Annotated in this window: 25 protein-coding genes, 1 tRNA gene, 1 pseudogene and 1 riboswitch; of the genes and pseudogenes, 14 read left to right on the top strand and 13 right to left on the bottom strand. The window is 68.9% G+C overall.

The features are described from left to right. Positions 1-8: 8 nt before the first annotated feature. Positions 9-1,853, bottom strand: a complete 1,845-nt coding sequence (locus ABZX61_RS43360; protein WP_355203145.1) for a PAS domain-containing sensor histidine kinase — start codon at positions 1,851-1,853, stop codon at positions 9-11. 93 nt (positions 1,854-1,946) lie between these two features. Here ABZX61_RS43360 and ABZX61_RS43365 point away from each other — a divergent pair, with 93 nt between their 5' ends. Further along, a complete protein-coding gene (locus tag ABZX61_RS43365) occupies positions 1,947-2,516 on the top strand; it encodes a methylated-DNA--[protein]-cysteine S-methyltransferase (RefSeq protein ID WP_355203148.1) in 570 nt (189 codons plus the stop codon). Here ABZX61_RS43365 and ABZX61_RS43370 read toward each other — a convergent pair. The 5 genes from ABZX61_RS43370 to ABZX61_RS43390 all read right to left on the bottom strand — a co-directional run bounded on the left by ABZX61_RS43370 (position 2,485) and on the right by ABZX61_RS43390 (position 6,244). Further along, positions 2,485-3,816, bottom strand: a complete 1,332-nt coding sequence (locus ABZX61_RS43370; RefSeq protein WP_355203151.1) for a cytosine permease — start codon at positions 3,814-3,816, stop codon at positions 2,485-2,487. The genes ABZX61_RS43365 and ABZX61_RS43370 overlap by 32 nt on opposite strands. Next, positions 3,807-3,922: riboswitch (TPP riboswitch) on the bottom strand. It overlaps the preceding gene by 10 nt. A gap of 55 nt (positions 3,923-3,977) precedes the next feature. Continuing rightward, the gene (locus ABZX61_RS43375) at positions 3,978-4,301 is read right to left on the bottom strand and encodes a rhodanese-like domain-containing protein (protein WP_350732401.1); all 324 of its coding nucleotides are present in this window, start codon (positions 4,299-4,301) and stop codon (positions 3,978-3,980) included. Continuing rightward, a complete protein-coding gene (locus ABZX61_RS43380) occupies positions 4,298-4,693 on the bottom strand; it encodes a helix-turn-helix domain-containing protein (RefSeq protein WP_350732399.1) in 396 nt (131 codons plus the stop codon). Before ABZX61_RS43380 ends, ABZX61_RS43375 begins: the two co-directional genes overlap by 4 nt. A gap of 20 nt (positions 4,694-4,713) precedes the next feature. Then, positions 4,714-5,592 carry a DNA-formamidopyrimidine glycosylase family protein gene (locus tag ABZX61_RS43385; RefSeq protein ID WP_355203155.1) on the bottom strand — a complete coding sequence of 293 codons (879 nt, stop codon included), beginning with the start codon at positions 5,590-5,592 and terminating at the stop codon, positions 4,714-4,716. A gap of 46 nt (positions 5,593-5,638) precedes the next feature. Beyond that, positions 5,639-6,244, bottom strand: a complete 606-nt coding sequence (locus ABZX61_RS43390) for a TenA family protein (protein WP_355203158.1) — start codon at positions 6,242-6,244, stop codon at positions 5,639-5,641. A gap of 23 nt (positions 6,245-6,267) precedes the next feature. Between ABZX61_RS43390 and ABZX61_RS43395 the strand changes: the two are divergent. Then, positions 6,268-6,923 (top strand): annotated as a pseudogene (locus tag ABZX61_RS43395) (GPP34 family phosphoprotein). Between the two features lie 6 nt (positions 6,924-6,929). Here ABZX61_RS43395 and ABZX61_RS43400 read toward each other — a convergent pair. Then, entirely contained in the window at positions 6,930-8,228 is a 1,299-nt protein-coding gene (locus ABZX61_RS43400; RefSeq protein WP_355203160.1) for an LCP family protein, read from the bottom strand. Positions 8,229-8,469: 241 nt separating this feature from the next. Here ABZX61_RS43400 and ABZX61_RS43405 point away from each other — a divergent pair, with 241 nt between their 5' ends. Both ABZX61_RS43405 and ABZX61_RS43410 read left to right on the top strand, forming a co-directional pair. Next, the gene (locus ABZX61_RS43405) at positions 8,470-9,819 is read left to right on the top strand and encodes a hemolysin family protein (RefSeq protein WP_355203163.1); all 1,350 of its coding nucleotides are present in this window, start codon (positions 8,470-8,472) and stop codon (positions 9,817-9,819) included. After that, positions 9,816-10,838: a hemolysin family protein gene (locus ABZX61_RS43410; RefSeq protein WP_355203166.1), complete on the top strand. Its 1,023-nt coding sequence runs from the start codon at positions 9,816-9,818 to the stop codon at positions 10,836-10,838. Before ABZX61_RS43405 ends, ABZX61_RS43410 begins: the two co-directional genes overlap by 4 nt. Before the next feature lie 327 nt (positions 10,839-11,165). Here ABZX61_RS43410 and ABZX61_RS43415 read toward each other — a convergent pair. Beyond that, positions 11,166-11,248 (bottom strand) — tRNA-Leu (locus ABZX61_RS43415). 199 nt (positions 11,249-11,447) lie between these two features. Here ABZX61_RS43415 and ABZX61_RS43420 point away from each other — a divergent pair. From ABZX61_RS43420 to pknB, 7 genes are all read left to right on the top strand, one after another. Next, positions 11,448-12,188 (top strand): DUF3662 and FHA domain-containing protein, encoded by a 741-nt coding sequence (locus ABZX61_RS43420; RefSeq protein ID WP_091081864.1) that lies wholly within the window; start codon positions 11,448-11,450, stop codon positions 12,186-12,188. Positions 12,189-12,205: 17 nt separating this feature from the next. Beyond that, positions 12,206-12,676, top strand: coding sequence for an FHA domain-containing protein (locus ABZX61_RS43425; RefSeq protein ID WP_350732387.1), 471 nt, complete (start codon positions 12,206-12,208; stop codon positions 12,674-12,676). Next, on the top strand, positions 12,673-13,971 hold the full coding sequence (locus ABZX61_RS43430; protein WP_355203168.1) for a Stp1/IreP family PP2C-type Ser/Thr phosphatase: 1,299 nt from the start codon (positions 12,673-12,675) through the stop codon (positions 13,969-13,971). Before ABZX61_RS43425 ends, ABZX61_RS43430 begins: the two co-directional genes overlap by 4 nt. Continuing rightward, positions 13,972-15,390 (top strand): FtsW/RodA/SpoVE family cell cycle protein, encoded by a 1,419-nt coding sequence (locus tag ABZX61_RS43435; protein ID WP_355203171.1) that lies wholly within the window; start codon positions 13,972-13,974, stop codon positions 15,388-15,390. Next, positions 15,387-16,847: a penicillin-binding protein 2 gene (locus ABZX61_RS43440; protein ID WP_355203174.1), complete on the top strand. Its 1,461-nt coding sequence runs from the start codon at positions 15,387-15,389 to the stop codon at positions 16,845-16,847. Before ABZX61_RS43435 ends, ABZX61_RS43440 begins: the two co-directional genes overlap by 4 nt. 21 nt (positions 16,848-16,868) lie before the next feature. After that, entirely contained in the window at positions 16,869-18,218 is a 1,350-nt protein-coding gene (locus ABZX61_RS43445; RefSeq protein WP_355203177.1) for a serine/threonine-protein kinase, read from the top strand. Between the two features lie 83 nt (positions 18,219-18,301). Next, the gene (gene pknB / locus ABZX61_RS43450) at positions 18,302-20,176 is read left to right on the top strand and encodes a Stk1 family PASTA domain-containing Ser/Thr kinase (protein WP_355203180.1); all 1,875 of its coding nucleotides are present in this window, start codon (positions 18,302-18,304) and stop codon (positions 20,174-20,176) included. Positions 20,177-20,304: 128 nt separating this feature from the next. Here pknB and ABZX61_RS43455 read toward each other — a convergent pair whose 3' ends face one another. From ABZX61_RS43455 to ABZX61_RS43465, 3 genes are read right to left on the bottom strand one after another with little or no spacing between them, the layout of a single operon-like run. Then, entirely contained in the window at positions 20,305-20,877 is a 573-nt protein-coding gene (locus ABZX61_RS43455) for a gamma-glutamyl-gamma-aminobutyrate hydrolase family protein (protein ID WP_355203182.1), read from the bottom strand. Continuing rightward, complete coding sequence (locus tag ABZX61_RS43460; protein WP_355203184.1) at positions 20,874-21,032, bottom strand: hypothetical protein; 159 nt, start codon at positions 21,030-21,032, stop codon at positions 20,874-20,876. Before ABZX61_RS43460 ends, ABZX61_RS43455 begins: the two co-directional genes overlap by 4 nt. 1 nt (position 21,033) lies before the next feature. Further along, entirely contained in the window at positions 21,034-21,636 is a 603-nt protein-coding gene (locus ABZX61_RS43465; RefSeq protein WP_355203187.1) for a class E sortase, read from the bottom strand. 143 nt (positions 21,637-21,779) lie between these two features. Here ABZX61_RS43465 and ABZX61_RS43470 point away from each other — a divergent pair, with 143 nt between their 5' ends. Beyond that, positions 21,780-22,025, top strand: a complete 246-nt coding sequence (locus tag ABZX61_RS43470) for a cell division protein CrgA (RefSeq protein ID WP_350732371.1) — start codon at positions 21,780-21,782, stop codon at positions 22,023-22,025. 34 nt (positions 22,026-22,059) lie between these two features. On the opposite strand, the gene ABZX61_RS43475 is transcribed toward ABZX61_RS43470, so the two are convergent. Both ABZX61_RS43475 and ABZX61_RS43480 read right to left on the bottom strand, forming a co-directional pair. After that, on the bottom strand, positions 22,060-22,944 hold the full coding sequence (locus tag ABZX61_RS43475) for a rhomboid family intramembrane serine protease (RefSeq protein ID WP_355203189.1): 885 nt from the start codon (positions 22,942-22,944) through the stop codon (positions 22,060-22,062). Positions 22,945-23,837: 893 nt separating this feature from the next. Next, positions 23,838-24,374, bottom strand: coding sequence for a peptidylprolyl isomerase (locus tag ABZX61_RS43480; protein WP_355203192.1), 537 nt, complete (start codon positions 24,372-24,374; stop codon positions 23,838-23,840). A 220-nt stretch (positions 24,375-24,594) separates the two neighbouring features. Between ABZX61_RS43480 and ABZX61_RS43485 the strand changes: the two genes are divergently transcribed. Further along, entirely contained in the window at positions 24,595-25,032 is a 438-nt protein-coding gene (locus ABZX61_RS43485) for a YtxH domain-containing protein (protein ID WP_355203195.1), read from the top strand. A gap of 106 nt (positions 25,033-25,138) precedes the next feature. Continuing rightward, on the top strand, positions 25,139-26,215 hold the full coding sequence (locus ABZX61_RS43490; protein ID WP_355203198.1) for a hypothetical protein: 1,077 nt from the start codon (positions 25,139-25,141) through the stop codon (positions 26,213-26,215).

Consider the following 26,215-nt stretch of genomic DNA (forward strand, 5'->3'; position numbering starts at 1 on the left):
TAGTGAAACTAGGCCCCCGACGCTCGCAGTTCGAGACGCATCCGTGTGCCGCCTCCGGGTCTCGGGTGCGCGCTCACGTCTCCGCCTTGGGCCCTGGCGAGGCTGCGGACTATGTAGAGACCGAGCCCCACTCCACCAAACCGTCTCCGGTCGCCGCTGTCCACCTGGACGAACCTCTCAAAGATCCTCTCTCGGTCAGTAGGGGCGATACCGACCCCTTCATCGTCCACGACCACGACGACGTTGTCGGCCTCGGCCCAGGCCTCCACGCTGATCAGCCCGCCCTTGGGCGAGTACTTGAACGCGTTCTCCAGCAGCTGCCCCAGCACGATGTCCGTGGCCAGGGCGTCCCCCAGCACGTTCGGCAGCCCGTCCTGGATGACCACCTCGACCCGGTGCTTGTCCGACAGCGCGGGCAGCCCGAGCGTGGCCGCGTCGATCCGCTCGGCCAGGTCGAAGTCCTCGATCCGCACCTTGAGCTCGTCGGCCCCCGCCCTGGCCCCGAGCAGCAGGTGGTCCATGAGCTCGCCCAGCGACCTGGCCCGCTCGGAGATCGTGTGCACGGCCGAGCGGCGTTCGGGGTCGCTCATCTTGTCCCAGCGCCGGTCGAGCGTGCTGGCGAACCCGCGCACGATCGTGATCGGCGTACGCAGCTCGTGGCTGGTCGTGGCCAGGAACAGGTCCTTGGCCTCCTCGAGCTCCTTGGCCGTGGTCACGTCGCGGAAGTCGATGACCACCTCGCCGGTCTCCTCGATCTGCGCGCTCACCACGTCCAGCCACCGCCCGGTCTCCATCTGGAACGTGACCTTCTCGCCCGGCTTGGGCAGCGGGAACGGCGGCGGCCCGCCGATGACGGCGTCGGCCGGGAACGCGGTGAGCTCGGCGGCGGCCGGGTTCCACCGGACGACCCGCCCCGATCCGTCGAGCACGGCGATGCCGTCGGCGCTGGCGTCGAAGACGGCCTGCTCGTGCGCCCGCTGCCGCACCGCCTCCTGGTAGGCCACCGCGTTGCCGACGGCGATGCCCGCGTGGCCGGCCAGGAGCTCCAGCAGCTCCAGTTCGAGGTGTCCGGGTGTGCTCTGGGCGAACAGCGCGTACAGGGCCCCGTACGGGCGCCCTCCGACCGCGGCAAGGCCCAGTGCGATCGTGTGCAGCCCCTTCAGCCGGGCCCAGACCAGGTCCTCGAGCCCGTTCGACTCCAGCATGACGGTCTTGCCGGTGCGTAAGAGCTTGTCGACGAGGCTCGTGCGCAGGTCCGTGGTGGTGCCCCTGATGGCCTCCGGCAGCTGGTACGTGCTGACCAGCCGTAACCGTTCACCCTCGATCAGCACGAACCCGCCCGCGTCCGCCCCGGTGAGCTCCGTGAGGCTGGCCGAGATCCGGTCGAGCACGGCCGACAGCTCCAGCTCGGAGTTGATGTCGCCGACCACGTCGGTGAGCCGGCGCACCAGCCTGGCCCGGCGCGCCATGCGGTCCTTCGCCACCTGGTCGGCCCGCGCGAGGTGGTGCACGCAGACGTACCCGGCCACGGAGCTGCCCAGGCGCAGCGCGCTGATGTCGACGCGCACGTCGAGCACGGTCCCGTCGTCGCGTAGGCGCTTGGTGCGGACCGAGACCTGGCCGCCGGTGCGCACGCGTTCGAGCACGGCGTTGTGCTCGGCGGTCAGCTCGCCCGGCACGATCGGCGCCCGGCGCCCGAGCATCTCCTCCGCCGTCCACCCGAACAGCCGTTCGGCCGCCTCGTTCCAGACCAGTACGCTCTGATCACGGTCGACGACCACGACGGCGTTGGGCGAACCGGCGAGGGCAGCGCGAGCTATTTCGTCGTCACTACCGGCCCATTCGTCCCCCACTCCTCCATAGTGCACGTGGCGTGGTGAGTGCGTCGGGCGATCCGTCCGATACGCTGCGGTCACGGTGATTCTCGGCGGCGGGAGGCTGGCGGCATGTCGAGCAACGATCTCGATGCCCTGTTGCGCGTGACCTCCAGCACCTATCGAGGTGATGCGCCTCCTGACATCGCCTTCGGCCCCTATGACGGGGCCGTCGGCAGGCTGATGCTCGCGGTCACCGGCAAGGGCATCGCGGCGTGCAGCTTCGAGCCGGAAAACGCCGTGTACGAGCTGCTCACGAGACACGTGGGCAGGTTCATCGGGCCGGATCCGCGCCGGCTCGACCCGGTGCGCAGGGAGCTGGACGCCTACTTCTCCGGCCGTCTGCGCGCGTTCACCACGCCCGTCGACCTGGCGCTGGCGACGTCCTTCGCCCGCACGGTGCTGCAGAAGACGATGGCGGTCCGGTACGGCACCACCACGACGCTGGAGGAGATCGGCGCGAGCATCGGCAGGCCGCGCGCGCTGCGGGCGATCGGCAACGCGCTGGCCTCCAACCCCGTGTGCGTGATCGTGCCGTGCCACCGGGTGGTGCGTGAGGACGGCGCGCTCGGCGACTACGCGGGCGGCGCGGCCGCCAAGCAGCACCTGCTCAACGTCGAAAGGCGCGCGTCGACCAGCTGATCAGCAGGGTGACCAGCACGGCGACGACGGCCGCGCCGAGCGCCCCGTTCATCCACGGCTGCCGGGTGAAGCCGATGGCGTCGCGGACCTGCTGCCAGAAGCCGTCCCATGGCTTGAGCGTGGGCGTGGAGGTCGTCAGCCAGTACGCCACGAAGCCGAGGGCCCACGGCACCAGCCTCGACCAGCGCGAGGGCGCGTTCTCCGCGGTGTTCCAGCTCCGCGAGCCGCCGAGCACGAAGTAGTCCACGGCCAGCACCGCGAACATCGGCACGAACACCGCCCCGATCACCCCCAGGAACGCCCCGTACGAGTTGACGTCCACGACCAGGGCGATCGCGACGCTCAGCACGCCGATGGCGACGGAGAAGACGCGCCGGTCCACCCGCGGCATCAGGTTCTGCAGCGAGACCGTGGTGGAGTAGACGTTGGCGAACGACTGGTCGGTCTCCCGCAGCACCAGGATCGCGAAGAACAGCGCGCCCAGCGGCACCGCCACGAACGGCCCGAACACCGAGGTCCCGTCGGCCGCCACCTTGTCCGCCCCCGCCAGGGCCACCGCGAACACGCCCAGGCCGAGGCAGGCCACCTGAGCCAGCGTGTAGCCGCCGACCACGCCGGTGAACGCGGCCCTGCTCGACCTGGAGTGCCGGGCGAAGTCGGCCGCCATCGGCACCCACGACACCGACAGCGCGATCACGTAGTCCACGGCCGGGGCGAACGCCGTCCAGGACCCGCCGGTGTGCGCGGGCGCCCTGGTGAGGAAGAACCAGGCGAACCACACCATCGACACGATCACGCCGATGGTGACGTACCGCCGCAGCAGCCTGACGGACCCGAGCGGCCAGATCGTGAGCGCGGTGGTCAGCGCCCCCGCCGCGATCACCCACACCTGGTACGGGACGGCGCCGAAGATCGCGCTGGCCGCCTTGGCGATCACCCACAGCTCGAACGCGGCCCAGCCGAGCATCTGGACGATGTTCAGCACCGTGGGGACGTACGAGATCCGCGCCCCGAACAGGCCCCGCAGCAGCACCATCGCGGGCTGCCCCGTCTGGGTGCCCGGAACGGCGGACAGGCCCATCATGGCGGTGCCGATCAGGCTGCCGACCACAGTCGCCAGGAGAGCGGCGGTGAGGCTGAGCGGAGCGTCGGGCAGGGGTTTGAGCAGGAGCAGCGCGCTGGAGAAGCCCAGGAGGCTGACTCCGAGGTTCGCCCAGAGCGCGCCCTGATCGAGCACGCCCAGGGTCTTCGGCGGCCTGCCTTCAAGAGTCAGCGGAACTTCGTCGACGACATGCGTCATCGCACACTCCCTACGCCGGCATTACCCGGACAGGTTCAGGCGGTCGGCAGCGGATCTATGGCTGCCCTCTCAGCCCGGCGCACCCCGAGCTCCCGCGACAATCTGCAGTTGGCGCCCTCATCATGCCTCAGCGACGGCGAAACCGCCACAGTGGGGCCTTTTTACGCCACGAACGGCTGCTGCCCGGTCTCGCTGACCATCGGGCGGCTCGCGAACTCCCACGACTGCATGCCACCGCCGACGTTGACGGCGTCGCGCCCGAGCTGGTTGAGCCAGGCCGCGACCTGAAGGGACCGGCCGCCCACCCGGCAGACGACGTAGACCGTGCGGTCGCCGGGCACCTCGTCGACCCGCCCCTGTATCTGGGTCATGGGGATGTGCACGGCCTCCGGGGCGTGCCCCGCGACCCATTCGTCCTGCTCACGGACGTCGAGCAGGTAAGCGTCTGCCGGAACGGCACTGGCCTCGATCTCAGGAACGGTCATGACTCCATCATCTCGCGCCTGGCGTCGTAGGCCGCACGCGCCGCGGCGATCTCCTCCTGGTGCGTCTCCGTCCAGGTGACCAGCGACTTGATGGTCTCGTGCAGCGTACGGCCGAGCGGCGTGAGCGCGTAGTCCACCCTGGGCGGCACGACGGGGTGGACCGTGCGGCTGACCAGGCCGTCGCGCTCCAGCTGGCGCAGGGTCACGCTGAGCATGCGCTGGCTGACGCCGTCGATCTCGCGGCGGAGCTGGGTGAAGCGCAGGCTCTGGCAGTCGAGCAGGGCGATCACGAGCAGCGACCACTTGTCGGCGATGCGGTCGAGGATCTGGCGCACCTCGCAGTCCTCGCGCGTGTCCCACTGGCGCACGTCGTAGTCGTCGAGCGGTTCCACAGTGCCTTCTTCCGTCGAGCTCACTTGAGAAGGCGGGACAGCCGGCGGTCGGCGAGGGGCTTGCCGCCGGTCTGGCAGGTGGGGCAGTACTGCAGCGAGGAGTCCGCGAAGGACACCTCGCGGATCGTGTCGCCGCAGACGTCGCACGGCTGCCCGGCCCGGTTGTGGACCCGCAGTCCCGACTTCTTCTCCGCCTTGAGGTCCTTGGCCGCCAGCCCGTGCGCCCGCTCCACCGCCTCCCCCAGGGTGGCGATGATGGCCTCGTGCAGGTCGGCGATCTGCGCGTCCGTCAGCGTGGCCGCGATCTTGAAGGGGGACATCCTGGCCGCGTGCAGCACCTCGTCCGAGTACGCGTTCCCGATGCCGGCGATGATCTTCTGGTCGCGCAGCAGCCCCTTGATCTGGGTGCGGTTGCCGCCCACGATGCGCTTGAGCGCGTCGACGGTGAAGGACTCGTCGAGGGGGTCGGGGCCGAGTGCGGCGACGCCGGGGACGTCGTCCGGGTTCTTGGTGACGTAGACGGCCAGGCGCTTCTGCGTCCCGGCCTCCGTCAGCTCGAACCCGGGCGCCAGGCCCTCCTCGTCGGGCGCCAGCCGGACCCGTACCGCGAGCGGGCCCTTGCCGGGACGTACGGGCTTCGCGCCCGACAGGTCGTCGCGCCAGCGCAGCCACCCCGCCCGGGCCAGGTGGATGACCAGGTGGAGGCCGTCGCAGTCGAGGTCGAGGAACTTGCCGTGCCTCGACACCCCGGTGATGGTCAGCCCGCCGAGCGCGGTCACCGGCGGGTCGAACGTCTTGAGCGCCTGGATGGCCACCACGTCGATCCCCAGGACCGTGCGGCCCACGGCCCGTTCGCGCAGGAAATGGGTGAGCGACTCCACTTCGGGAAGTTCCGGCATGTCCCCAGGGTACGTGCGCGTCCGGCCGTCCACAGCCTGTGGACGGCTACGGCACGCTCCAGAAGGCCAGCTCGTGCGCCATCCCCTCGGCGAACAGCTCCTCGGCCCGCGCCGGGTCCGGCGCGGCCTCGTCGATCATCTGCGCGATCCGCGCGGTGAGCGCCGCGAAGGCCGGATCCGCGTACGTGTCCACCCACGCCCGATATCTCGACTCAGCAGGGGAAATTTCCGCCAATATCTGTCCGAGACTCGAATATCCCCACATACACGGATAAAGCGCCGCCAGCCCCTCCCCGTACGACGCCGCCGACTCCAGCAGGAACGCCGTGTACGCCGCGCACGCCGGCCCCTTCACCGCCCCCTCCAGATCGGCGCCGAACTCCGCCGACAACGACCTGTGCAGGCTCAACTCGTCGTGGTACGTGGTGTGCGCCAGGTCCACCAGATCACCCAGATGCCCGTCGGGCGACTGCCAGGCCAGCCGCGCGAACACCCGTACGTAGTCGAGCAGGAACAGGTAGTCCTGCTCCAGCCACGACCTGAACACCGCCTCGGGCAGGTCGCCACGCGCGATGCCGGCCACGGTCGGATGCTCGAGCTGAGCCCGGAGCAGCGGGCGGCCGACGGCGTGCAACTTCTCCGAGATAGTCATGGCTGGGAGGTTAGTGTCGAAGCATGACTGTGACGATCGCCGAAGAGCTCCTCCTGCTCGCCCACGACGACGAGAAGGGCACGCCGCTCGTCGCCGGGACCCAGCTCGACCCGGCCCTCGCCGGCGCGCTCCTCGCCGAGCTGGCCGTCAACGGCCGGCTGGAGCTGTCGGACAAGAAGGTGACGGTCATGGACCCGTCCCCGCTCGGCGACTCCGAGCTGGACGCCACGTGGCCCGCATCGCCGAGGAGGGCAAGGAGCGCAAGCCCGCCTGGTGGGTCCAGCGGCTGCAGTCGGCCAAGCTGCGCAGGCGCCTGCTCACCAGGCTGGCGGAGTCGGGCGTGCTGACCGAGCAGCGCGGCAAGGTGCTGGGCATCTTCCCCACGACGCGCTGGCCCGAGGCCGACCCCGATGTGGAGGCCGCGGTCAGGGACCGGGTGACCAGTGCGCTGGCGGGCGCCGACCCCGACGCCCGCACGGCCGTCCTGATCGCCATCGCGCACGCGGCCAAGCTCGACCGCAAGGCCTTCCCCGAGGCGAGCAGGCAGCGCGTCAAGGAGATCGCGGAGGGCGCCTGGACGGCCGACGCGGTCGCCCAGACCATCGCCGCTATCAACGCGGTCATGATCACGACGATCACCGCGGCGACCGTCGCCGCGACGACCTCCGCTACCGGGTGAGCCGCGCTAGTTGCCGGTGTCGATGACGTCCTTGGGCACCGGCTTGTCCTCCTTCAGGGCGTTGAAGAGGGCCAGCGCCTTGGGCCGGTCCGACTTGATCGCTTCGCCGCCGTCCGCGAGCCGCTCGGTGCCGCCGAACGGGACCACCGTCGTCACCGGGCTGTCGCCCATCGCCAGTCCCAGCGACAGCAGGTCGAAGGCGCCCGTGCCGCCGTCGACCGAGACGGCGTCGGTGGCGCTCATCGCCAGCGGGATCGACGTGAACGGGTTGATCAGCACTCCGGGGCTGGCCGCCTTCTTCACGACCGCGCCCAGGAACTGCCGCTGCCGCTTGGTCCGCTCGAAGTCGGGCAGCGCGCCGCCCTTGCGGGTCCGTACGTACCCCAGGGCCTGGGCGCCGTTGAGCACCTGCGTGCCCTTCTTCAGCTTGAGCCCGGCCTTCGGGTCGTCCACGGCGGCCCGTACGTTGATCTCGACGCCTCCGATGGCGTCCACGATGCCGACGAACCCGGCGAACCCGATCTCCATGTAGTGGTCGATGTACACGCCCGTGACCGACTCCACGGTGCGGACCAGCAGCTGCGGCCCGCCGTTGTAGGCGGCGTTGAGCTTGTCGCGCCTCTTGCCCGGGACGTCGACGGCCAGGTCGCGCGGGAGGCTGACCAGCGTCGGCTTGTCGCTGCCCTCGGGGATGTGCAGCAGCATCATCGAGTCCGTACGGTTCCCGCCGGTCGCCCGGCCCGTGGCGAGCTTCTTGCGCTCAGCAGCCGACAGGCCCTTGCGGCTGTCGGAGCCGACGAGCAGCCAGTTGGTGCCAGGGGTGTCGGCGGGACGGCCCTGATAGTCGTCGAGCACGCCGTCGATGCCCGCGATCCGGGAGTTGATCCAGAAGAGCATGCCCACGCCCGCCACCAGCAGCACGACCAGGAGCCCGCCGACGATCTTCAGGATCGTCTTGCCGGACACCCGCCTGCGGGGCTTCGACGGGTCCGAGGGGCCGCTCCTCGACCGCAGCGGCTTGACCGGAGCGCCGCCACCGCCGGAGCGCGCCCGGCCGTACACGCGCGAGCGACCCTGGGGCGGCTCGTCCGGGGCGGAGCCGGGAGAGGCGGCGCCTGACCCCGGCTCGGGGTACTGCGGGGCCACAGGCAGCTTGTGCGTGGGCGCGCCCGGCCCCCCAGGGGGCGCGGACGGGACCTGGTGGGCCGGCGCGCCCCCGGCGCGCAGGCCGTCACCTGGCCTCGGCGGCAGCGGGCGGCCGTCGCCTGGTGAGCGCATGGCCCGCGTACGGTCGTCCTCAGACACTTCGCCTTCTTCCCTTCGGTATGTCATAAACGCTACGTCGAACCCCTTACCAGTGAAGACACTCGGCCAAGGTTTTCCCATGGAAAAGTACGCAGAACCAGGGAAGAGTCACCACGGAAACATAGATGCCACCAGCATCGTTACGGTTATGGACGACCTCTATCGAAGGGAAGATCGTGTCCGCTCCGGACCCGTGGAGTCTTTGCCCGTGCGCCAGCACGGGTTCCTCTGAGAGCTCACCATGGTGAGCGCCTATCTGGGCCTGCTGGCCCTCATCCTCCTCACGGCGGCGACCGGCTACTTCGTCGCTCAGGAGTTCGCCTTCGTGGCCGCCGACCGCGCCCTGCTCCGCGAGCAGGCGGCGGCGGGTGACCAGGCCGCCGAAAAAGCGCTCCAGGTCACGTCCCGCCTCTCCTTCATGCTCTCCGGCGCACAGCTCGGCATCACCGTTACCGCACTGCTGGTCGGCTTCCTGGCCGAGCCCGCGATCGCCACGATCGTACGACCATGGCTGGCGGACACCGGACTGTCCGACACCGTGATCACCGGACTTTCGGTCGCCATCGGGGTCTTCGTGGCGACCGTGGTCCAGATGGTCCTGGGCGAGCTCGCGCCCAAGAACCTGGGCATCGCCAGACCGGAGCCGGTGGCCAAGTTCCTGGCGAGCTCGACGCTGGTCTACCTGGCCGTGGTGGGCCCGGTGGTCAAGCTGTTCGACTCGGCGGCGACGGGCCTGCTCAGGCGCGTGGGCATCGAGCCGGTGGAGGAGGTGGAGCACGGCGCGACGCCGGAGGAGCTCTCCCGCATCATCGAGGAGTCGACCATGGCGGGCGAACTCCCTCCGAGACTCTCCGACCTGCTGGAACGGGCCCTGGAGTTCGGCGACCGCACGGCGGAGGAGATCATGGTCCCCCGCCCGCGCGTCGTCGTGCTGCGCTCCGAACAGCCCATCTCGGACCTGATCGAGATCATGCGCAGCTGCGGCCACTCCCGCTACCCGGTCATCAACGAGGACGGCGACGTCATCGGCGTGACGGGCGTACGCGAGCTCCTCTCGTCGGGCCTGCAGGAGGGCGAGATGGCGAGCATCACCCGCCCGGCCCTGCTGGTCCCGGACTCGGTCCCGCTCCCCGCCGTGCTCGACCGGATGCGCGTGGCCAAGGACGACATCGCCTGCGTCATCGACGAGTACGGCGGCCTGGCCGGCGTGATCACGGTCGAGGACCTGGCCGAGGAGCTGGTCGGCGAGCTGGTCGACGAGAACGACCCGGAGCCGGCCGGCGTGGTCGAGCACCCGGGCGGCATCTGGGAGGTCCCGGGCAGGCTGCGGCTCGACGAGGTCGAGCGCGCCACGGGCGTCGCGCTCCCGGAGAGCGACGACTACGACACCCTCGCGGGCCTCGTCCTGGCCAAGCTCGGCAGGATGCCCGACGAGGGCGACACGGTGACGGTGCCGATCGAACAGGACACCGACCCCTTCGCAGAGGACGAGCAGGAACACCTGGCAGAGCTGACAGTGATATCTCTCAACCGCAGAGTGCCCGAGTGGGTCCGCGTGGCCCCGGTCCAGCACGCGGAGGCGGCCCGATGACCATGCTCGTCGTCAGCCTCGCCCTGCTGGTCTTCAACGCGCTGTTCGTGGCCGCGGAGTTCGCCTTCGTCTCCGCCAGGCGCCACCGCCTGGAGGAGATCGCCTCCCGCAACAACCGCCTGATCAGGCTGGCGGCCAGGTCGGCGGTCGGCGGCACCAAGCAGCTCTCCCTCATGCTGGCGGGCGCCCAGCTGGGCATCACGCTGTGCACCCTGGGCCTTGGCCAGGTGACGGAGCCCGCGATCGAGCACACCCTGGAGCCGGTCTTCGCCGCCCTCGGCGTCCCGGAGGGCCTGCGCATGCCCATCGCTCTGACGATCGCCCTGGCCCTGGTGACCTTCGTCCACATGGTGGTGGGCGAGATGGCGCCGAAGTCGTGGGCCCTGACCCACCCGGAACGCTCGGCCCTGCTGCTGACCGTCCCCTTCCGCGCCTTCACCTGGGTGATGCGCCCGCTCCTGTCGTCCCTGAACGGCCTGACCAACCTCATCCTGCGCCTGTTCGGCGTCCAGCCCAGGAACGAGCTGGCCACCACGAGAACCCCCCGCCAGCTGGCCATGCTGGTGGGCGAGTCAGGCCGCATGGGCCTCCTGGACCGCGACGAACACGACCTCCTGACCCGCGCCCTCCGCCTGGACGACGAGGGCATAGAACGCCTGATGATCCCCATAGGCCAAGCGGTCATGGTCCCACCCCAGGCAAACGCAGAGGAGATCAAGGAAGCAGCGGCAAAGAGCGGCCACCTCAGACTCCTGGTAGGCACGCCAGGAAACGTAAGAGGCGCCCTCCACGCCAGAGACGCCCTCCTACAGCCGGCAAGCAAGGCAGAAGCCCTCTGCCGCCCGCTGCCAAAGCTCCCTTGCGTAACCCAGGTCCCAGAGGCGGTAACGGCCCTACAGGAGGCAAGAGCCCACCTGGCACTGGTGACAGCTCAACCTGGCGACGTAATCGGCATGGTGAGCCTCACAGACCTCCTGGGCGAACTCCTGGACACCAGAACTCTAGTCACTGTGACGTAAAACACACCGACAAGTCACCCGAAAGCAGGTTGCAACCAAACGGGCGTACCGTCAAAACACGGCACGCCCGTTACCAACAGGTTCTTGAAAAGAGAGACGCCCCCTCTTGCGATCCATCAAACACTTCGCCAGTGTGGGTCTGCCATGACAGAAGACAGAAGACGCCAGCGGCGATGGAGGGTCTGGGAGCCCACTCCCAGACAGGGGGGCCCGGGGGACCTCCCCCGGAAAACGCTGGGGGTCCGGGGGTTATCCCCCGGAGTAAATGACGAGGGGACCCACGGAAGCAAGCCAAAAGCTTGCGACCAAGAGTCCCCAGTCACCGAGTGGGCGAGGAGGGATTTGAACCCTCACGTCCTTTCGGACACACGGACCTGAACCGTGCGCGTCTGCCGTTCCGCCACCCGCCCTTGTGGGTGCGGAAAGAACACTAGCACGGAACAGCCACTGGTACTGAACCCGGATACGATCGCATAAGACACGGGAGCGGAGGAGCTGGGCGCGACAGCCGACGAGCGCCAGGGACGCCGTGACGTGGAACGAGCGGGAACCGGGCGCCGGACGCGTCTGGGGGCCGCGATCATATGCACGGAGGAAGGGAGGTACCCGGTGGGAGTCCTTCAGCGCTTCGAGCGAAGGCTCGAAGGCTTGGTTGAGGGGGCCTTTGCGCGGGCGTTCAAATCTGACCTTCAGCCGGTCGAGGTCGCCAGCGCGGTTCAGCGGGAGATGGATGAGCGTGCGGCGATCGTCGCTCAAGGTCGCACGCTTGTGCCCAACGACTTCGTGGTTGAGCTGTCCACGACCGACAGCGAACGGCTTGAGGTCTACGCCGACAGCATCAGTCACGAGCTGGCCAACCTTGCCAGGGAGTACGCCAAGGAACAGGGCTACTCCTTTGTGGGACCGGTCCGGGTCCGCTTCGAGACCGCCGGCGATCTGGCTGTGGGGCTGTTCCGCATCAGGTCCGGCGTCATCCGCGGCGCGACGGTCGAGCAGGACGAGATTCGCCAGCCGGCGAGCGACCTGCCTCCGTCGAGGCCGAACGCTTTCAACGGGCGGCCGAGGCTGCTCGTCTCCACTCAGGACGACCCGCAGGGCGACCGTTCCTACGAGCTCACCACTCCGGTGACCTTGCTCGGCAGGGGCACCGACTGCGATCTTCGTCTGGTCGATCCGGGAGTCTCGCGACACCATGCGGAGTTGCGGGTCGAGGGCCAGACGGTGGCCCTCGTCGATCTCGGGTCCACCAACGGCACTTTCGTCAACGGCCAGCCGGTACGCAGGATCGAGCTCCAGAACGGCACGCGAGTGACGTTGGGGCGCACGACTCTGGTGTTCCGGCGCGATTAGGGGTAGACAAGCGGTCCATGTCCGAGCTCACGCTGCTGCTGATCCGGCTCGCCTTCCTGGCGGTGCTGTGGTTCTTCGTCATTGCCGCAGTCGGCGTGATCCGGACTGACTTGTTCGGTTCACGCACGGCTCCCGCGGGTCCACGCAAAGGCGTGAAACCCACCAAACCGGCGGCGAAGCCCAAGAACAAAAAGGGCGAGCCACGCCAGCTCATCGTTACCGGTGGCCCCTTGCAGGGCACCACCATTAACCTCACGGAGACGCCCATCACCATTGGCCGGGCCAATGACGCCACGCTGGTAGTCACCGACGACTACGCTTCCAGCCGGCATGCCCGGCTCTTTCCCCAGGACGGTCAATGGATCGTGGAAGATCTTGGGTCCACCAACGGCACGTATCTCGACCGCTCGAAAGTCACCCGCCCGACCCCGGTGCCGCTCGGTGTTCCGATCCGCGTCGGCAAGACAGTCATTGAATTGCGCAAATGACCATCGCACTCCGCTACGCCGCCCGCTCGGACGTCGGCCTCCTCCGCGAAGGAAACGAGGACTCGGCGTACGCTAGCGGCCGCCTGCTCGCCGTCGCAGACGGTATGGGCGGGCACGCACACGGCGAGGTGGCGAGCTCAGTCGCCATCGCCGCCATGGCCTCTCTGGAAGAGGCCCAACAGGGGGGTGACCTGCTCAACGCCATCGAGGCAGCGGTACGCGACGCCAATCGCAAGCTGCACGAGATGGTGGGGCGGGATCCCAGCCTCAAAGGCATGGGCACGACTCTGACGGCCATGCTCTGGCACGGCACCCAGGTCGCTCTGGTGCACGTCGGCGACTCGCGCGCCTACCTGCTCAGGCGCGGGGAGCTCTACCAGATCACCCATGACCACACGCTGGTGCAGCAGCTCGTCGACGACGGGCGCATCACGCCTGAAGAGGCGGCCACGCATCCGCAGCGCTCGATCCTGCTGCGCGCGCTCGACGGCAGTGGTGAGGTCGATCCCGACCTGACCCTCCGCGAGGCGCAGATCGGCGACCGCTACCTGCTGTGCTCCGACGGCCTGTCGGGCGTGGTGAGCGCGGAGACGTTGCACGCCACGCTCACCAACATCGACGATCCTGAAGAGGTCGTGCGCCAGCTCATCGATCTGGCGAACAGAGGTGGCGGGCCCGACAACATCACCTGCGTGCTGGCCGACGTGGTGGAGATCACCGACGGGCAGCAGGTGCCCACCGAGGCCGCCATGGTCGGCGCCGCCGGCATGACCCGGCTGCGCGGCAACCCCCAGGAGACCCAACCGGGGCGAGCCAGCGCGGTGACCGCGCCCCAGCCGGTCCTCACGGACGACGACTTCGATGAGCCGGTCGCCGAGGCGCCCCGGCGCAGGCGTCGTCGCGTGTGGCCCGTGCTGGTCACCGTGTTCGGCATAGGCGTCGTCGCCGTCGGCGTCGGCGGCTATTTCGGATATCAGTGGACCCAGGACCAGTTCTTCGTCGGTGCTAGGGGCGACGAGGTGGTCGTGTTCCAGGGGGTCCAGAGAGAGCTGGGCCCCTTCCAGCTCTTCAAGGTCTCCAAGGCCACAGGCCGGCAGCTCTCCAAGCTGTCCGATGCCGACCAGGCGCTGATCAAGGGCGGCATTCCGGTCACCAATGTCGACGAGGGCATGACGAAGATCAACGCTTTGAAGTTCGCCCAGGAGGACGGCAAGGACAGCAGCGACACCCCCGCCACGACCGCCAGCTCGTCGCCCACGCCGACCGTGAGCGCGACCAAGACGAAGCAACGGTAAATGAGCGAAGTCGCAGATTCCCCCGTCCCGATGCCGGCCAAGCGCCGCATGGCCCAGCTCGTCATGCTCGCTCTGGCGGTGCTGATCGTCATGGTGGCCTACGCCAACGTGGGCCTGGCGGTGGACGGCAAGGTCCCCGCGGGCATGCTGGCGTACGGACTGGGTCTGGGCGGCCTGATGCTGGCCGCCTACCTCGTGCTGGCGAAGTTCGCCCCCTGGGCCGACCCGCTGATCCTGCCGCTGGTGACCCTGATCAACGGTCTCGGCCTGGTGATGATCTACCGGTTGGAGGCCGCCAAGATGGGCGGCGCGTCCACCACCAACCAGATCATGTGGACGGGTCTCGGCGTCGTCATGTTCTCGATCACCCTGATCGTGCTGCGTGACCACCGCATGCTCCAGCGCATGACCTACACCGCGGGCGCCGTCGGCCTGGTCCTGCTCGCCATCCCCGCGCTGCTGCCGGGCAGCCTCAGCGAGGTGCAGGGCGCCAAGATCTGGATCCGCATCGGCGGCTTCTCCATCCAGCCGGGCGAGTTCGCCAAGCTGGCGCTGGTCGTCTTCTTCGCCGGCTATCTGGTGGCCAAGCGCGACGTGCTGGCGCTGGCCGGGCGGCGGCTGCTCTTCATCGACCTGCCCAGGGCCAGGGACCTCGGCCCCGTCCTCATCACCTGGGGGCTCAGCCTGCTCGTCCTGGTCTTCGAGAAGGACCTGGGCACCTCGCTGCTGCTGTTCGGGACGTTCATCGCGATGCTCTACATCGCGACCCAGCGCACCTCCTGGGTGCTGATCGGCGTGCTCCTCTTCGTCGGCGGCGCCTTCCTCGCCGGGCAGGTCTTCGACCACGTCGGCGCCCGCTTCGACGCCTGGCTCGACCCGAGCAACCCGATCTACTACGGCAACGACCCCGTCTGCCTGAAGGATCCGCCGGGCGACCCGATGTGCAGCAAGAGCTTCCAGATCATGCAGGGCCTGTTCGGGTTCGGCGCGGGCGGCATCCTGGGCACGGGGCTCGGCGAGGGCAACCCCCAGCTGATCCCGCTGTCGTTCTCCGACTTCATCTTCGCCGCGACCGGCGAGGAGCTGGGCCTGACCGGCCTGATGGCGCTGCTCATGATGTACGCCCTGCTGGTCGAGCGCGGTCTGCGCACCTCGCTGGCGGCCCGCGACCCGTTCTCCAAGCTCCTGGCGGGCGGCCTGTCGTTCATCCTGGCCTGGCAGGTCTTCATCATCGTCGGCGGTGTGACGAATCTCATCCCCCTGACCGGCCTGGTCACCCCGTTCATGTCCCAGGGTGGCTCGGCGTTGCTGGCTAACTGGATCCTTATCGCGCTATTGGTACGCATGTCAGATGCGGCCCGGCGGCCTCCGCCCCAGGCGATCCAGAACGAAGGACTGACGCAGGTGTTCCAGCGATGAACAGCCCTCTGAAGCGCGTGGCGGTGGCCTGCCTGGCCATGTTCGCGCTCCTGATGATCAACGTGAACTACCTGCAGGCGGTGAAGGCGGAGGGCCTGCGCGGCGACGCCCGCAACACCCGCAACTTCTACGAGCGCTACGCCATCGAGCGCGGCCGCATCACGGCGGGCGGCAAGGTGCTCGCGCAGTCCGTCGAGACCAAGGACCCCCGGTTCAAGTTCCTCAGGCAATACCCCGAGGCCAGGCTCTACGCCCACGTCACCGGCTTCTTCTCGCCGGAGAGCGAGAGCGCCATCGAGAGGTCCGAGAACCAGCTGCTCAACGGCTCCAGCGCCGACCTGCTGCTGCGGCGGAGCATCGACCTGTTCACCGGCGAGCCGACCAGGGGCGCCAACGTCGATCTCACGATCAACCCCAAGGCGCAGAAGGCGGCCTACGACGCGCTGCGGCAGAGCGGCAAGCGCGGCGCGCTCGTGGCGCTCGACCCGAAGACGGGCGGGATCCTGGCGATGGTCTCGCTGCCCACCTACGACCCGACCGAGCTGTCCGGCACCGACAAGGGCAAGGTCTTCCCCCGCTTCGACGAGCTGGCCAAGGAAAAGGGCCAGCCGCTGCTCAACCGCACGATCGCGCAGACCTACCCGCCCGGCTCGACGTTCAAGGTCGTGACCATGGCGGCCTACCTGGAGGACGACTCCTCGCGCGGGCCGCAGTCCACCGTGGACGCGCCGCAGCGGCTGCCGCTGCCCAACACGAACATCAGCCTGCCCAACTACGGCGGCGCGGCCTGCGGCTCCGGCTCGGTCACGCTGACGTACGCGCTGGAGAAGTCCTGCAACACGCCGTTCGGCAAGATCGGCATGGAGCTGGGCTACGACAAGATGAAGGAGCAGACCGAGAAGTTCGGCATGGGCCAGCCGGTCGCCGTGCCGATGTCGGTCACCGCCAGCGACTTCGGCCCGGAAGAGGACAAGGCGGCCCTGGCCATGGCCTCGATCGGGCAGCGCAGCAACCGCATGACCCCGATGCAGATGGCCATGATCGCCGCGGGCATCGCCAATGACGGCAAGGTGATGAAGCCGTACCTGGTCAACAAGATCACCGACGCCAAGGGCGACACCATCAAGCAGGCCGACCCCGAGGAGCTGTCGGAAGCCGTCAGCTCCGAGACGGCGGGCAAGCTGCGTGAGATGATGGTCAGCGTCGTCCAGAACGGCACCGCAAACCTGGCGCAGGTCCCAGGCGTCCAAGTAGCGGGTAAGACGGGCACCGCGGAGACGGCCGACGGCCAGCCACCGCATGCCTGGTTCATCTCCTTCGCGCCTGCCGAGGATCCGAAGGTGGCCCTGGCGGTCATCGTCGAGTCCGGTGCTGCCAACGTCGGTGCGGAGGCGACCGGCGGCCACACCGCCGCGCCGATCGCAAAGGCCGTGCTGGAGGCGGTGCTGAACAAGTGAGTGACGGTAACCTGCTGGGTCATGCGGCTCCGTAACCGCTATCTCCTGATCTCCCGCATCGCCACAGGCGGTATGGGGGAGGTCTGGCGCGCCCGTGACGAGTTGCTCGGGCGCGAGGTGGCGGTGAAGATCCTGCGCAGCCACATCTATGCCGACCCCACCTTCCGTGAGCGGTTCAGGAACGAGGCGCGCATCACCGCGGCCCTGGCCGACCCGGGAGTGGCGCAGATCTTCGACTACGGCGAGCAGAGCGACCTGGCCTATCTCGTGATGGAGCTGGTGCACGGCGAGCCGCTGTCGGCGATCCTGGCGCGCAACCGCTCCATCGGGCCCGAGGTGACGCTCGACGTGGTGGGCCAGACGGCCAAGGCGCTGCACGCCGCGCACACCTCCGGGATCATCCACCGCGACATCAAGCCGGGAAACCTGCTGGTCACCTCAGAGGGGACCATCAAGGTCACGGACTTCGGCATCGCGCGGGCCCTGGAGGCGGCTCCGGTCACGCAGACGGGCACGGTGCTGGGCACGGCCCAGTACGTCAGCCCCGAGCAGGCCCAGGGGTTCCCGCTCACTCCCGCGACCGACCTCTACTCGCTGGGCGTGGTGGCCTACGAGTGTCTGGCCGGGCGCACGCCGTTCCGCGGCGACAGCCAGGTGGCGATCGCGCTGCAGCACCTCAACGAGCACCCGCCGCCCCTCGGGGTGGACGTGCCCGCGCCGGTGCGCGAGCTGGTCATGTCGCTGCTGTCGAAGGACCCCGCGCGGCGCCCGGCCTCGGCGCTGGAGGTGGCCGACCGGGCCTACCTGCTGCGCGAGTCGCTGGCCAGCGCCGAGCAGGGCGCCGACCTCAGCATGCTCACCGACCCGGGAGGCTTCCGGGTACGCGAGCCGGCTCCGGAGGACGAGCAGGAGACGGACCACCTCCACTCGGCCACCACTCCGCAGGAGCCGGCCGTGGGAAAGCGCCACAGGAGGACGCTGGCCCTGGTGGCCACCGCGGGCTGCGCGGCCGCGGTGGGGCTCAGCGCCATCACGTTCGCCGACCGGCAGCCCACGCAGCCGACGCCGGACGTGGCCGAGCCGACCAAGTCGGCGGTGGCGCCGCCGGACCGGGCGACACCCTCGCCCACGAAAAGACGTACCAAGCGGCCTTCCGTGGTTCCGGTGAAGTCACCGAGGCCTATACCCTCGCGGTCAGCTACGGTAAGCAAGTCGGCAACACCCACCAAGAAGCCGACACCGAAACCGACCCCGACCACCCGTACCCCTACGCCCACACCGACCCCAACGCCCACCACTACACCCAAAACTCCGACACCCACCGCCTCGCCGGACCCGGGTGATACAAACCCGCCCAAGGAGGAGACGTGATGCGCTTTGGGGTCGATGATGGACACCGGCGGCCCCCCGAGCAGGCCGGTACCCAAGATGAACGGTAAGGGACAGTGCAGGAAATGACTCAGCCTCGGCTACTCGGAGGTCGCTACGAGCTCGACGGTGTCGTCGGGCGCGGCGGCATGGCCGAGGTGTATCGTGCCCGAGACATCCGGCTGGACCGCATAGTCGCGATCAAAACCCTCCGGTCCGACCTGGCGCGCGATCACACCTTCCAGGCCCGCTTCCGCCGCGAGGCACAATCGGCCGCCTCTCTGAACCACCCGGCCGTCGTCGCGGTCTACGACACCGGCGAAGACGGTACCGAAGGCACCCCCGTGCCGTACATCGTGATGGAGTACGTCGACGGCCGGACGCTGCGCGACCTGCTGCGCCAGGACCGGCGGTTGCTGCCGGAGCGCGCGGTCGAGCTGGTCGACGGCATCCTGCGAGCCCTCGACTACAGCCACCGCGGCGGCATCGTGCACCGCGACATCAAGCCGGCCAACGTGATGATCACGCGCGCCGGAGACGTCAAGGTGATGGACTTCGGCATCGCACGCGCGATGGCCGACTCCGCGGCCACAATGACGCAGACGGCCCAGGTGATCGGCACCGCCCAGTACCTGTCTCCCGAGCAGGCGCGGGGCGAGCGGGTCGACGCGCGCAGCGACATCTACTCCACCGGTTGCCTGCTCTACGAGCTGCTGACCGGGCAGCCCCCGTTCACCGGCGACTCTCCCGTCGCGATCGCCTACCAGCACGTGCGCGAGGACCCGATCCCGCCGTCGCAGATCGACCGCGACATCCCCCCGTGGGCCGACGCGATCGTGCTCAAGGCCATGGCCAAGGACCCCGCCCACCGCTACCAGAGCGCGGGCGAGATGCGGGCCGACATCCAGCGGGCGATGTCCGGGATGCCGACCGACGCCCAGACGATGGCCATGAACGGCAACTTCAACCAGGGCACGCGGATGATGACCGCGACCCAGGCGGGACAGGGCCCGGCCACCCAGCGCACCACCGCGGTCCCACCCTACGAGTACGACGAGGGTGGCAGTGGCGGCGGCGGCCGTGGCGGGCGGCGCAGGGCGAGCGGCGGCGGGAACAACGCCGTCAAGACCGCGCTGTGGATCATCGTCCCGCTGGCGATCATCGGTGCGTTCATCGGGGTCGGCTACTCGGTGTTCGGGTCGAAGGGCACTCCGGCCGCCACGCAGGTCACGATCCCGTCGCTGACCAGCCAGGAACGCGCGTACGCGGAAGAGCAGCTCAAGAACCTCGGGCTCACCGTCCAGGTGGTCCAGGAGAACAGCGACGACGTCGACAAGGGCAGCGTCATCAAGACCGACCCTGATGCGAACGCCAAGGTCGACAAGGGCTCCACCGTCAAGCTGGTCATCTCGAAGGGCCCGGAGAAGGTCAAGGTGCCCGACGGCCTCGTCGGCCAGTCGCAGGAAGACGCCATGAAGGCGCTGGAGGACGCGGGCCTGCGCGGCACGGTCAAGACCAAGATCTCCGGCAAGTCGCAGGGCACGGTCATCGAGACCGACCCCAAGGCGGGCGAGTCGATAGAGAAGGGCGGCGCGGTCACCCTCTACGTGCCCAAGGAGCTCGGCGAGGTGCCCAGCGTGATCGGGCTCACCGTGAAGGACGCCTCGGCCCAGATCAAGGCCGCCGGCTTCAAGCCCAGGGTCGTCGAGCAGGCGAACGAGCAGCCCGAGGGCACGGTCATCCAGCAGAACCCGGGTGAGGGCGCCAAGCAGGCACCGGGCACGACCATCACGATCGTGGTGTCCACAGGTCCCGGCCTGGACACGAACAACCCGCAGCCCACCACGGAAGTGCCGACGGACACGCCCACGGACGACCAGACGGACTTCCCGTCCGACGGCGACCAGCCGACCGACGACAACCCGATCGGTGACGACGGCCTCGGAGGCAACGGCAACTGAGACATGAAGAAGGGCCGCCCGGGAACGGGCGGCCCTTCTTCATGTCGTCGCTGACACAAGAACGCCCCCGCCGCTCGGGGGCAACGGCGGGGACGTTCACTTGGTAGTCGCTCGCCGGGGGACATTTGTTACAAGATTCCTCGCAGCCAATTCTGGAGCAGCCGGTGGCCGTGCTCCGACAGCACGGACTCGGGGTGGAACTGGATGCCCTCGATGGGCGCCTCACGGTGGCGCAGGCCCATGATGACGCCGTCGCCGGTGCGGGCGGTCACGTCGAGCACGTCGGGGACGGTCTCGGGCAGCACGGCGAGCGAGTGGTAGCGGGTCATCCGCACGGGCGAGGGCAGCGTCTCGAACACGCCCTTGCCGTCGTGGGTGACGGGGCTGGTCATGCCGTGGACGAGCTCGGGCGCGCGGGACACGGTGGCGCCGTACGCGACGGCGATGGCCTGGTGGCCGAGGCAGACGCCGAGCAGCGGCCGGCGGCTCTCGGCCGCGTGGTGGACCAGGGGCACGCTCACCCCGGCCGCCTCGGGGGTGCCCGGGCCCGGGCTGATCAGGACGCCGTCGAAGCCGTCGGCGTCGCTCACGCGTACGTCGTCGCGCGGCCGTACGTCGCAGTCGGCGCCCAGCCCGCGAAGGTACTGCACGATGGTGTGGACGAAGCTGTCGTGGTTGTCCACGACCAGCACGCGGCTCATTTCCTCACGCTCACCTCGTCGAGTGTCACCATGGGCTCGAGTAGCGGAAACACGACATACCAGAGTACGACCCCCACGGCGGCGACCATCACGGCGGCCGTCAGCAGCTTGGTCCGCGCGGTGCCGGGCAGCTTGCGCCAGAGCCAGACGTACATGTCACTCCTCGTCCTCGGTCGCGTCCTTGAGCACCCCGTAGACGATCAGGCGCTCGGCGGCCGAGTATTCGGGGTGGCAGGTGGACAGCGTGATGAAGGCCCGGATAGGGCGAATGTCGGGCTTGCCAGGCACGGGGGCGAACACGTCGACCTCATCGGGTTTCACGATGTCCTGAGAGGTCACCCGGTACGTGTACGTGGTGCCGCCGGCCTCCACGACGATCTCGTCGTCGCGTTCGAGCTCGTCGATCTCGTTGAACGGGGCCGCGTACGTGGTGCGGTGCCCCGACACCACGAAGTTGCCGACCTGGCCCGGCAGGGCGCTGTCCGGATAATGTCCCGGGCCCTTCTTCAGGTGCTCGGTGTCCACACCCTCGACCACGGCGTACTCGTAGTCGCGGCCCAGCTTGGGGATGCGCAGCAGCGCCATGGGCCTGCCCGGCTCGGGCTTGACCGCCTTCCGCGTCGCCAACTGGCGCTGGAGCAGCCGCTGCTGGCTCTGGGTGTACGCGCCGGTGCCCCAGAGCAGGTACGCGCAGAACAGCATCATGATCAGGCCCGCGGTGATGCTCGTCTCTCCCACGGCCCGCAGCGTGGCCCGCATGCGATCAGCGTATTCGGGTCAGAAGCCGCAACCGGGGATCGCCATGTCCCGCGCGTGGCGGCTATCCTGGACCACACTTCAATTAGGCTTACCGAAGAGCCTGTGGACGATCCGGAAGCCCAGGCCCTCAGCAGGAGTTACCAGTGCCCAAGCCCAAGGCTCGCAAGAAGGCGGTCTACACCCCGCCGCAGAGATCGCAGCAGGTCAAGGTCAGCCCCCGCTGGCTGGCACCCACGATGGTCGCGGCGTGGATCATCGGCATCCTGTGGATCGCGATCTACTACGTCGCACCACGGGCGCCCTTCCTCAGCGACCTCCAGAACTGGAACCTGCTGATCGGGTTTGTTTTCATCATCTTCGGGGTGGTGCTTTCCACCCGCTGGCGTTAGTTCTTTCCACAGCCTTTTCCACAGCCTGGGGAAGTCACACCGCGCTCATGATGGCCGACACCCTGACCATCACGAGCACGGCGAGCACGGCCAGCGCTCCCACGATCGTCAGCACCTGCCACAGGGTCCTGTTGTTCTTGGGAGCGTAGGCCAGCGCCGCCGCCAGCAGCGTCCCGACGATCAGGCCGCCGACATGGCCGGTCCAGCTGATGCGGAGACCGGAGATCGCAGGCATGACGAATGTGATGACCAGGTTGAGCACGATCACCAAGGTGATGCCTCGCACGTCCAGCTTCAGCTTGCGGCCCACGACGAACATGGCGCCGAACATCCCGAAGACGGCTCCCGAGGCGCCGACCGTGGCCGTGGGCAGCGGGTCGAGCCAGAGGCCGAGCACCGAACCGCCCAGCGCGCTGAGCAAGTAGACGGCCGCGAAACGGAGATGCCCGAAGGCTCGTTCGAGATATGGGCCGATCACGAAGATGGCCCAGCCGTTGAACAGGATGTGGAGAAAGCTGCCGGTGCTGTGCACGAAGGCGACAGTGATCAGCCGGTAATACTGGCCTTCTGCGACTGCCGGCGGCCACATCGCCAGCGCCTCGCCGACTGCGTTGTCGGTGAGGTACTGGGCGCCGAAGACCAGGACGGTGAGCGCCAGGATCGCGTACGTCACGATCGGGGTGCTCACCACGCTGCCGCCGAAGGTGGACTTCGCCTGGCGGATGCCCTTGTTGCCCTCGGCCACGCACTCAGGGCACTGGAAGCCCACGGCGGCGTCGCGCATGCAGTCGGGGCAGATGGGGCGCTCGCACCGCTGACACCGGACCCAGGTCTCCTTCTCAGGGTGCCGGTAGCACGTGGGCACCGCCTCAGCGGGCTGCTCGGGCTGCGGGGGCGGGCTGGGCGGCTGGCTGGTCATGACCGAAAGCCTATGGCTTACACGCCCTACCCGCGTGTCCCCACCCCTCGCCCCTCACCCCGAACCCCCGCCACTGACCAGCGGAACGCGGCCAGCGACTGACGGACGGCGGCGGACGGACGGCGGCGGACGGACGGCGGCGGACGGCGGCTGGGCGACGGAACGCGGCGGCCCCAAGGCCCAGCGCCATCGTGCGGAGCTGGACCACCGCACCATCCGGATGCCGCACCCCCCTCACCGCGCCGCGTCGGCGAGGTGGGGTGCGTTGGAGCCCGGCGCCATCGTGCGGCGGCCAGTGCGCTGGCTCGCTCATGGCGCCACGTCGGCCGTGTGGGCGTCTGGTGCACGTGTGGTGCCCCCGCTTGGGCTGGGGTGCCGATGTCCGCCGCTCCAGGGCGGGAGGAGTGCCTCCTACGGGGGGGACGGCCGGGCCGGAGCGCGACCGGGCCGTCCCGTCCCGAGGACGCCGCCGCAGGCGCGACCCCGAGACGCCCGGGGGACACGGCCCCGAGACGCCCGATAAGCACCCGGCGGGGGGACGCGGCCCCAAGGCGCCCGAAAGGCACCCGACGGGGAGATGCGGCCCAAGGCACCCGATAAGCGCCCGATGAGGGGATGCGACCCCGAGCCGCCCGATAAGCGCCCGATGGGGGACACGGCCCCGAGGCGCCCGAGAAACGTCCGAAGGGGATACGACCCCAAGCCGGACCAATGAGCGCCCGATGGGGATGTAGCCCCTAGCCGACCCGATAAGCGCCCGGTGGGATGGGCCCCGGGCCGGACGGATAAGCGCCCGGCGGGACGTGGCCCCGGGCCGGCCTGAGGGCCGGCCGGTGGGGGCATGGGTGGGGCCGCCCCACGGCCTTGTGGGTGGGGCGGGGGTGGGTGGTGGGTCAGGCGGGGACGCGGTCGATGGTGACGGACTCGATGACGACGTCCTCCGCCGGACGGTCCCGGCGGTCGGTCTGGGTCTTGGCGATGGCGTCCACGACGTCCTGGCCCTCGATCACCTCACCGAAGATCGTGTGCCTGCCGTTCAGGTGCGGCGTCGGCACGACCGTGATGAAGAACTGGGACCCGTTCGTCCCCTTGCCGAAGCGGACGCCCGCGTTGGCCATGGCCAGCAGGTACGGGCGGTTGAAGTACAGCTCCGGGTGGATCTCGTCGTCGAACTCGTAGCCCGGGCCGCCGGTGCCCTGGCCGAGCGGGTCGCCGCCCTGGATCATGAATCCGGAGATCACCCGGTGGAAGATCGTCCCGTCGTAGTAGCGTGCGGTGCTCTTCTCCCCGGTGCCCGGGTGCGTCCACTCTCGCGAGCCTTCTGCGAGCTCGACGAAGTTACGCACCGTTTTCGGGGCTCTGTTGGGGAAGAGCTCCACCTTGATATTTCCACGGTTGGTCTGCAGGTTTGCGATCAGCTTCTCAGCCACGAGACAGCCGCCCCCTCTATGTACAGGGTTAGTTCTGTGATGTTTTGAGGACTATGGCCGTAAGGCCTCCAGAGCCATCCTCCCACGGCTCGCCATGATTGAGCCGCCTTGTCCAGGGAAGGTCAGGCTCGGGGCCCCAACGACAGGGGAGGTTGTCGTGTCCCTGACAATGAAAAGACGCCGCGTGGTCATAGAGGTACCCGCCACGTGGACGGGCCGAATGAAGGCCCGGGCCGTGCGAACCGGCCACCTGATGGCGCCCGTGGCGGACCAGGCCAAGATGGCCGCCGCCCAGCGCCTCGAGGACGCCCGCTACTGGGCGGCGCCACGGATTCACTCCGCGGCGCACGGGTTCGAGGATCAGGTCGCTCCCAGGGTCAGCTCCATGCTGATCACGGCGGCCAGGAAGATCGACCCCACGCCCACGCGGTCGCGGCGATGGCCGACGCTCGTTCTGCTGACCGGCCTCGCGGTGGGAGCGATCGGTTACATGTTCTACCGCCGCAACGCCCAGCAGTGGACCGAGCACATGAAGGACTCCGCCTCCGATGCGTCACGTTGGGCCGGTGAGAAGGCCGACAGGACCGCTGAGTCTGCGGACCGGATGGCGGGCCGTGTGTCCGACAAGGCAGATGAGGCATCTCGCAAGATGTCCTGATCCGGTGCTGCCGGAAGGGGAGCGCGTCCTCGGTTGATCCCGAGGGCGCGCTTCCCGTTTCCGGACCCCCGTTGACGAACCACCAAGCGCTTGCTACAAACCCGGCATGGCGCTGTCTCCCTTAGACGACTACCCCGTCCACCAGGCCGCGCAGGTCATGCGGCACGTCGCCACCTCCGACCGCAACTTCTACGACCGCTACTACTTCAACTGCCACCCCGGCACCGACGAGCTCATGCTGATCGTCGGCCTCGGCCAGTACCCCAACCTGGGCGTCACCGACGCCTTCGCCTGCGTACGCCACGGAGACCTGCACCGCGTCGTACGGGCCTCCCGCGAGCTGGGAACCGACCGGATGAACACCGAGATCGGCCCGTTCCGCGTCGAGGTGCTCGAAGGGCTCAAGCGGCTCAGGGTGGTCCTGGAGCCGAACGAGCATGGCCTGTCCTTCGACCTGCTCTGGGAGGGCACGATCCCGGCGACGCTGGAGCCGCGGCACTTCCTGCGGTGGCAGGAGCGGGTCATGTTCGACTCGGTACGCCTGGCACAGACGGGGCGCTGGTCCGGAAATATCAGGATCGGCGAGGAGGACATACTGGTCACGCCTGACCGCTGGCAGGGCACCAGAGACCGCTCCTGGGGCATCAGACCGGTCGGCGAGCCCGAGCCGCCCGGCATCCAGACCAAGAACGCGGGCACGTTCTACTGGCTCTACACGCCCATGCAGTTCGACGACCACGCCATCCTCTGCATCATCCAGGAGGACGAGCGCGGCCGCCGGATGCTGGAGGAGGCCGTACGCGTCTGGCCCGACGGCCGCGAGGAGGAATACCTCGGCAGACCGGACTACCGCCCGGTCTACGCCCCCGGCACCCGCGACGTCGTGGAGGCCACGATCACCTTCTCGCCTCCCGGCGGCAAGCCGTTCGACGTGCGCTGCACCCCGATCCTGCCGGTGCACCTCATGGTCGGCACCGGGTACGGCCTGGAGCCGGACTGGAAGCACGGCATGTACCAGGGTGAGGGGCCGGTCGTGCAGGGCGTGACGTACCGGCTGCCCGACGACGCCGCCAGAATGTGGGGCATGGTGGACGCCGTCGGGCGCTTCGAGTACGACGGGCTTGTCGGCCACGGCCTCTACGAGTACTGGGCGCTCGGACCGCACCCGTCCTTCTCGGAATGA

The organism is Nonomuraea sp. NPDC003709 (genome assembly GCF_040610775.1).
GTDB classification, from domain to species: domain Bacteria; phylum Actinomycetota; class Actinomycetes; order Streptosporangiales; family Streptosporangiaceae; genus Nonomuraea; species Nonomuraea angiospora_A.

Excerpts from the sequence above, each read along its gene's own strand:
- ABZX61_RS43365 (WP_355203148.1), top strand. The coding sequence starts at position 1,947 with ATGTCGAGCAACGATCTCGATGCCCTGTTGCGCGTGACCTCCAGCACC.
- ABZX61_RS43385 (WP_355203155.1), bottom strand. The coding sequence starts at position 5,592 with ATGCCGGAACTTCCCGAAGTGGAGTCGCTCACCCATTTCCTGCGCGAA.
- ABZX61_RS43490 (WP_355203198.1), top strand. The coding sequence starts at position 25,139 with ATGGCGCTGTCTCCCTTAGACGACTACCCCGTCCACCAGGCCGCGCAG.
- ABZX61_RS43460 (WP_355203184.1), bottom strand. The coding sequence starts at position 21,032 with ATGTACGTCTGGCTCTGGCGCAAGCTGCCCGGCACCGCGCGGACCAAG.
- ABZX61_RS43465 (WP_355203187.1), bottom strand. The coding sequence starts at position 21,636 with ATGCGGGCCACGCTGCGGGCCGTGGGAGAGACGAGCATCACCGCGGGC.
- ABZX61_RS43435 (WP_355203171.1), top strand. The coding sequence starts at position 13,972 with ATGAGCGAAGTCGCAGATTCCCCCGTCCCGATGCCGGCCAAGCGCCGC.
- ABZX61_RS43410 (WP_355203166.1), top strand. The coding sequence starts at position 9,816 with ATGACCATGCTCGTCGTCAGCCTCGCCCTGCTGGTCTTCAACGCGCTG.
- ABZX61_RS43445 (WP_355203177.1), top strand. The coding sequence starts at position 16,869 with ATGCGGCTCCGTAACCGCTATCTCCTGATCTCCCGCATCGCCACAGGC.
- ABZX61_RS43405 (WP_355203163.1), top strand. The coding sequence starts at position 8,470 with ATGGTGAGCGCCTATCTGGGCCTGCTGGCCCTCATCCTCCTCACGGCG.
- ABZX61_RS43430 (WP_355203168.1), top strand. The coding sequence starts at position 12,673 with ATGACCATCGCACTCCGCTACGCCGCCCGCTCGGACGTCGGCCTCCTC.
- ABZX61_RS43425 (WP_350732387.1), top strand. The coding sequence starts at position 12,206 with ATGTCCGAGCTCACGCTGCTGCTGATCCGGCTCGCCTTCCTGGCGGTG.
- pknB (WP_355203180.1), top strand. The coding sequence starts at position 18,302 with ATGACTCAGCCTCGGCTACTCGGAGGTCGCTACGAGCTCGACGGTGTC.
- ABZX61_RS43370 (WP_355203151.1), bottom strand. The coding sequence starts at position 3,816 with ATGACGCATGTCGTCGACGAAGTTCCGCTGACTCTTGAAGGCAGGCCG.
- ABZX61_RS43485 (WP_355203195.1), top strand. The coding sequence starts at position 24,595 with ATGAAGGCCCGGGCCGTGCGAACCGGCCACCTGATGGCGCCCGTGGCG.
- ABZX61_RS43375 (WP_350732401.1), bottom strand. The coding sequence starts at position 4,301 with ATGACCGTTCCTGAGATCGAGGCCAGTGCCGTTCCGGCAGACGCTTAC.
- ABZX61_RS43475 (WP_355203189.1), bottom strand. The coding sequence starts at position 22,944 with ATGACCAGCCAGCCGCCCAGCCCGCCCCCGCAGCCCGAGCAGCCCGCT.
- ABZX61_RS43390 (WP_355203158.1), bottom strand. The coding sequence starts at position 6,244 with ATGACTATCTCGGAGAAGTTGCACGCCGTCGGCCGCCCGCTGCTCCGG.
- ABZX61_RS43455 (WP_355203182.1), bottom strand. The coding sequence starts at position 20,877 with ATGAGCCGCGTGCTGGTCGTGGACAACCACGACAGCTTCGTCCACACC.
- ABZX61_RS43440 (WP_355203174.1), top strand. The coding sequence starts at position 15,387 with ATGAACAGCCCTCTGAAGCGCGTGGCGGTGGCCTGCCTGGCCATGTTC.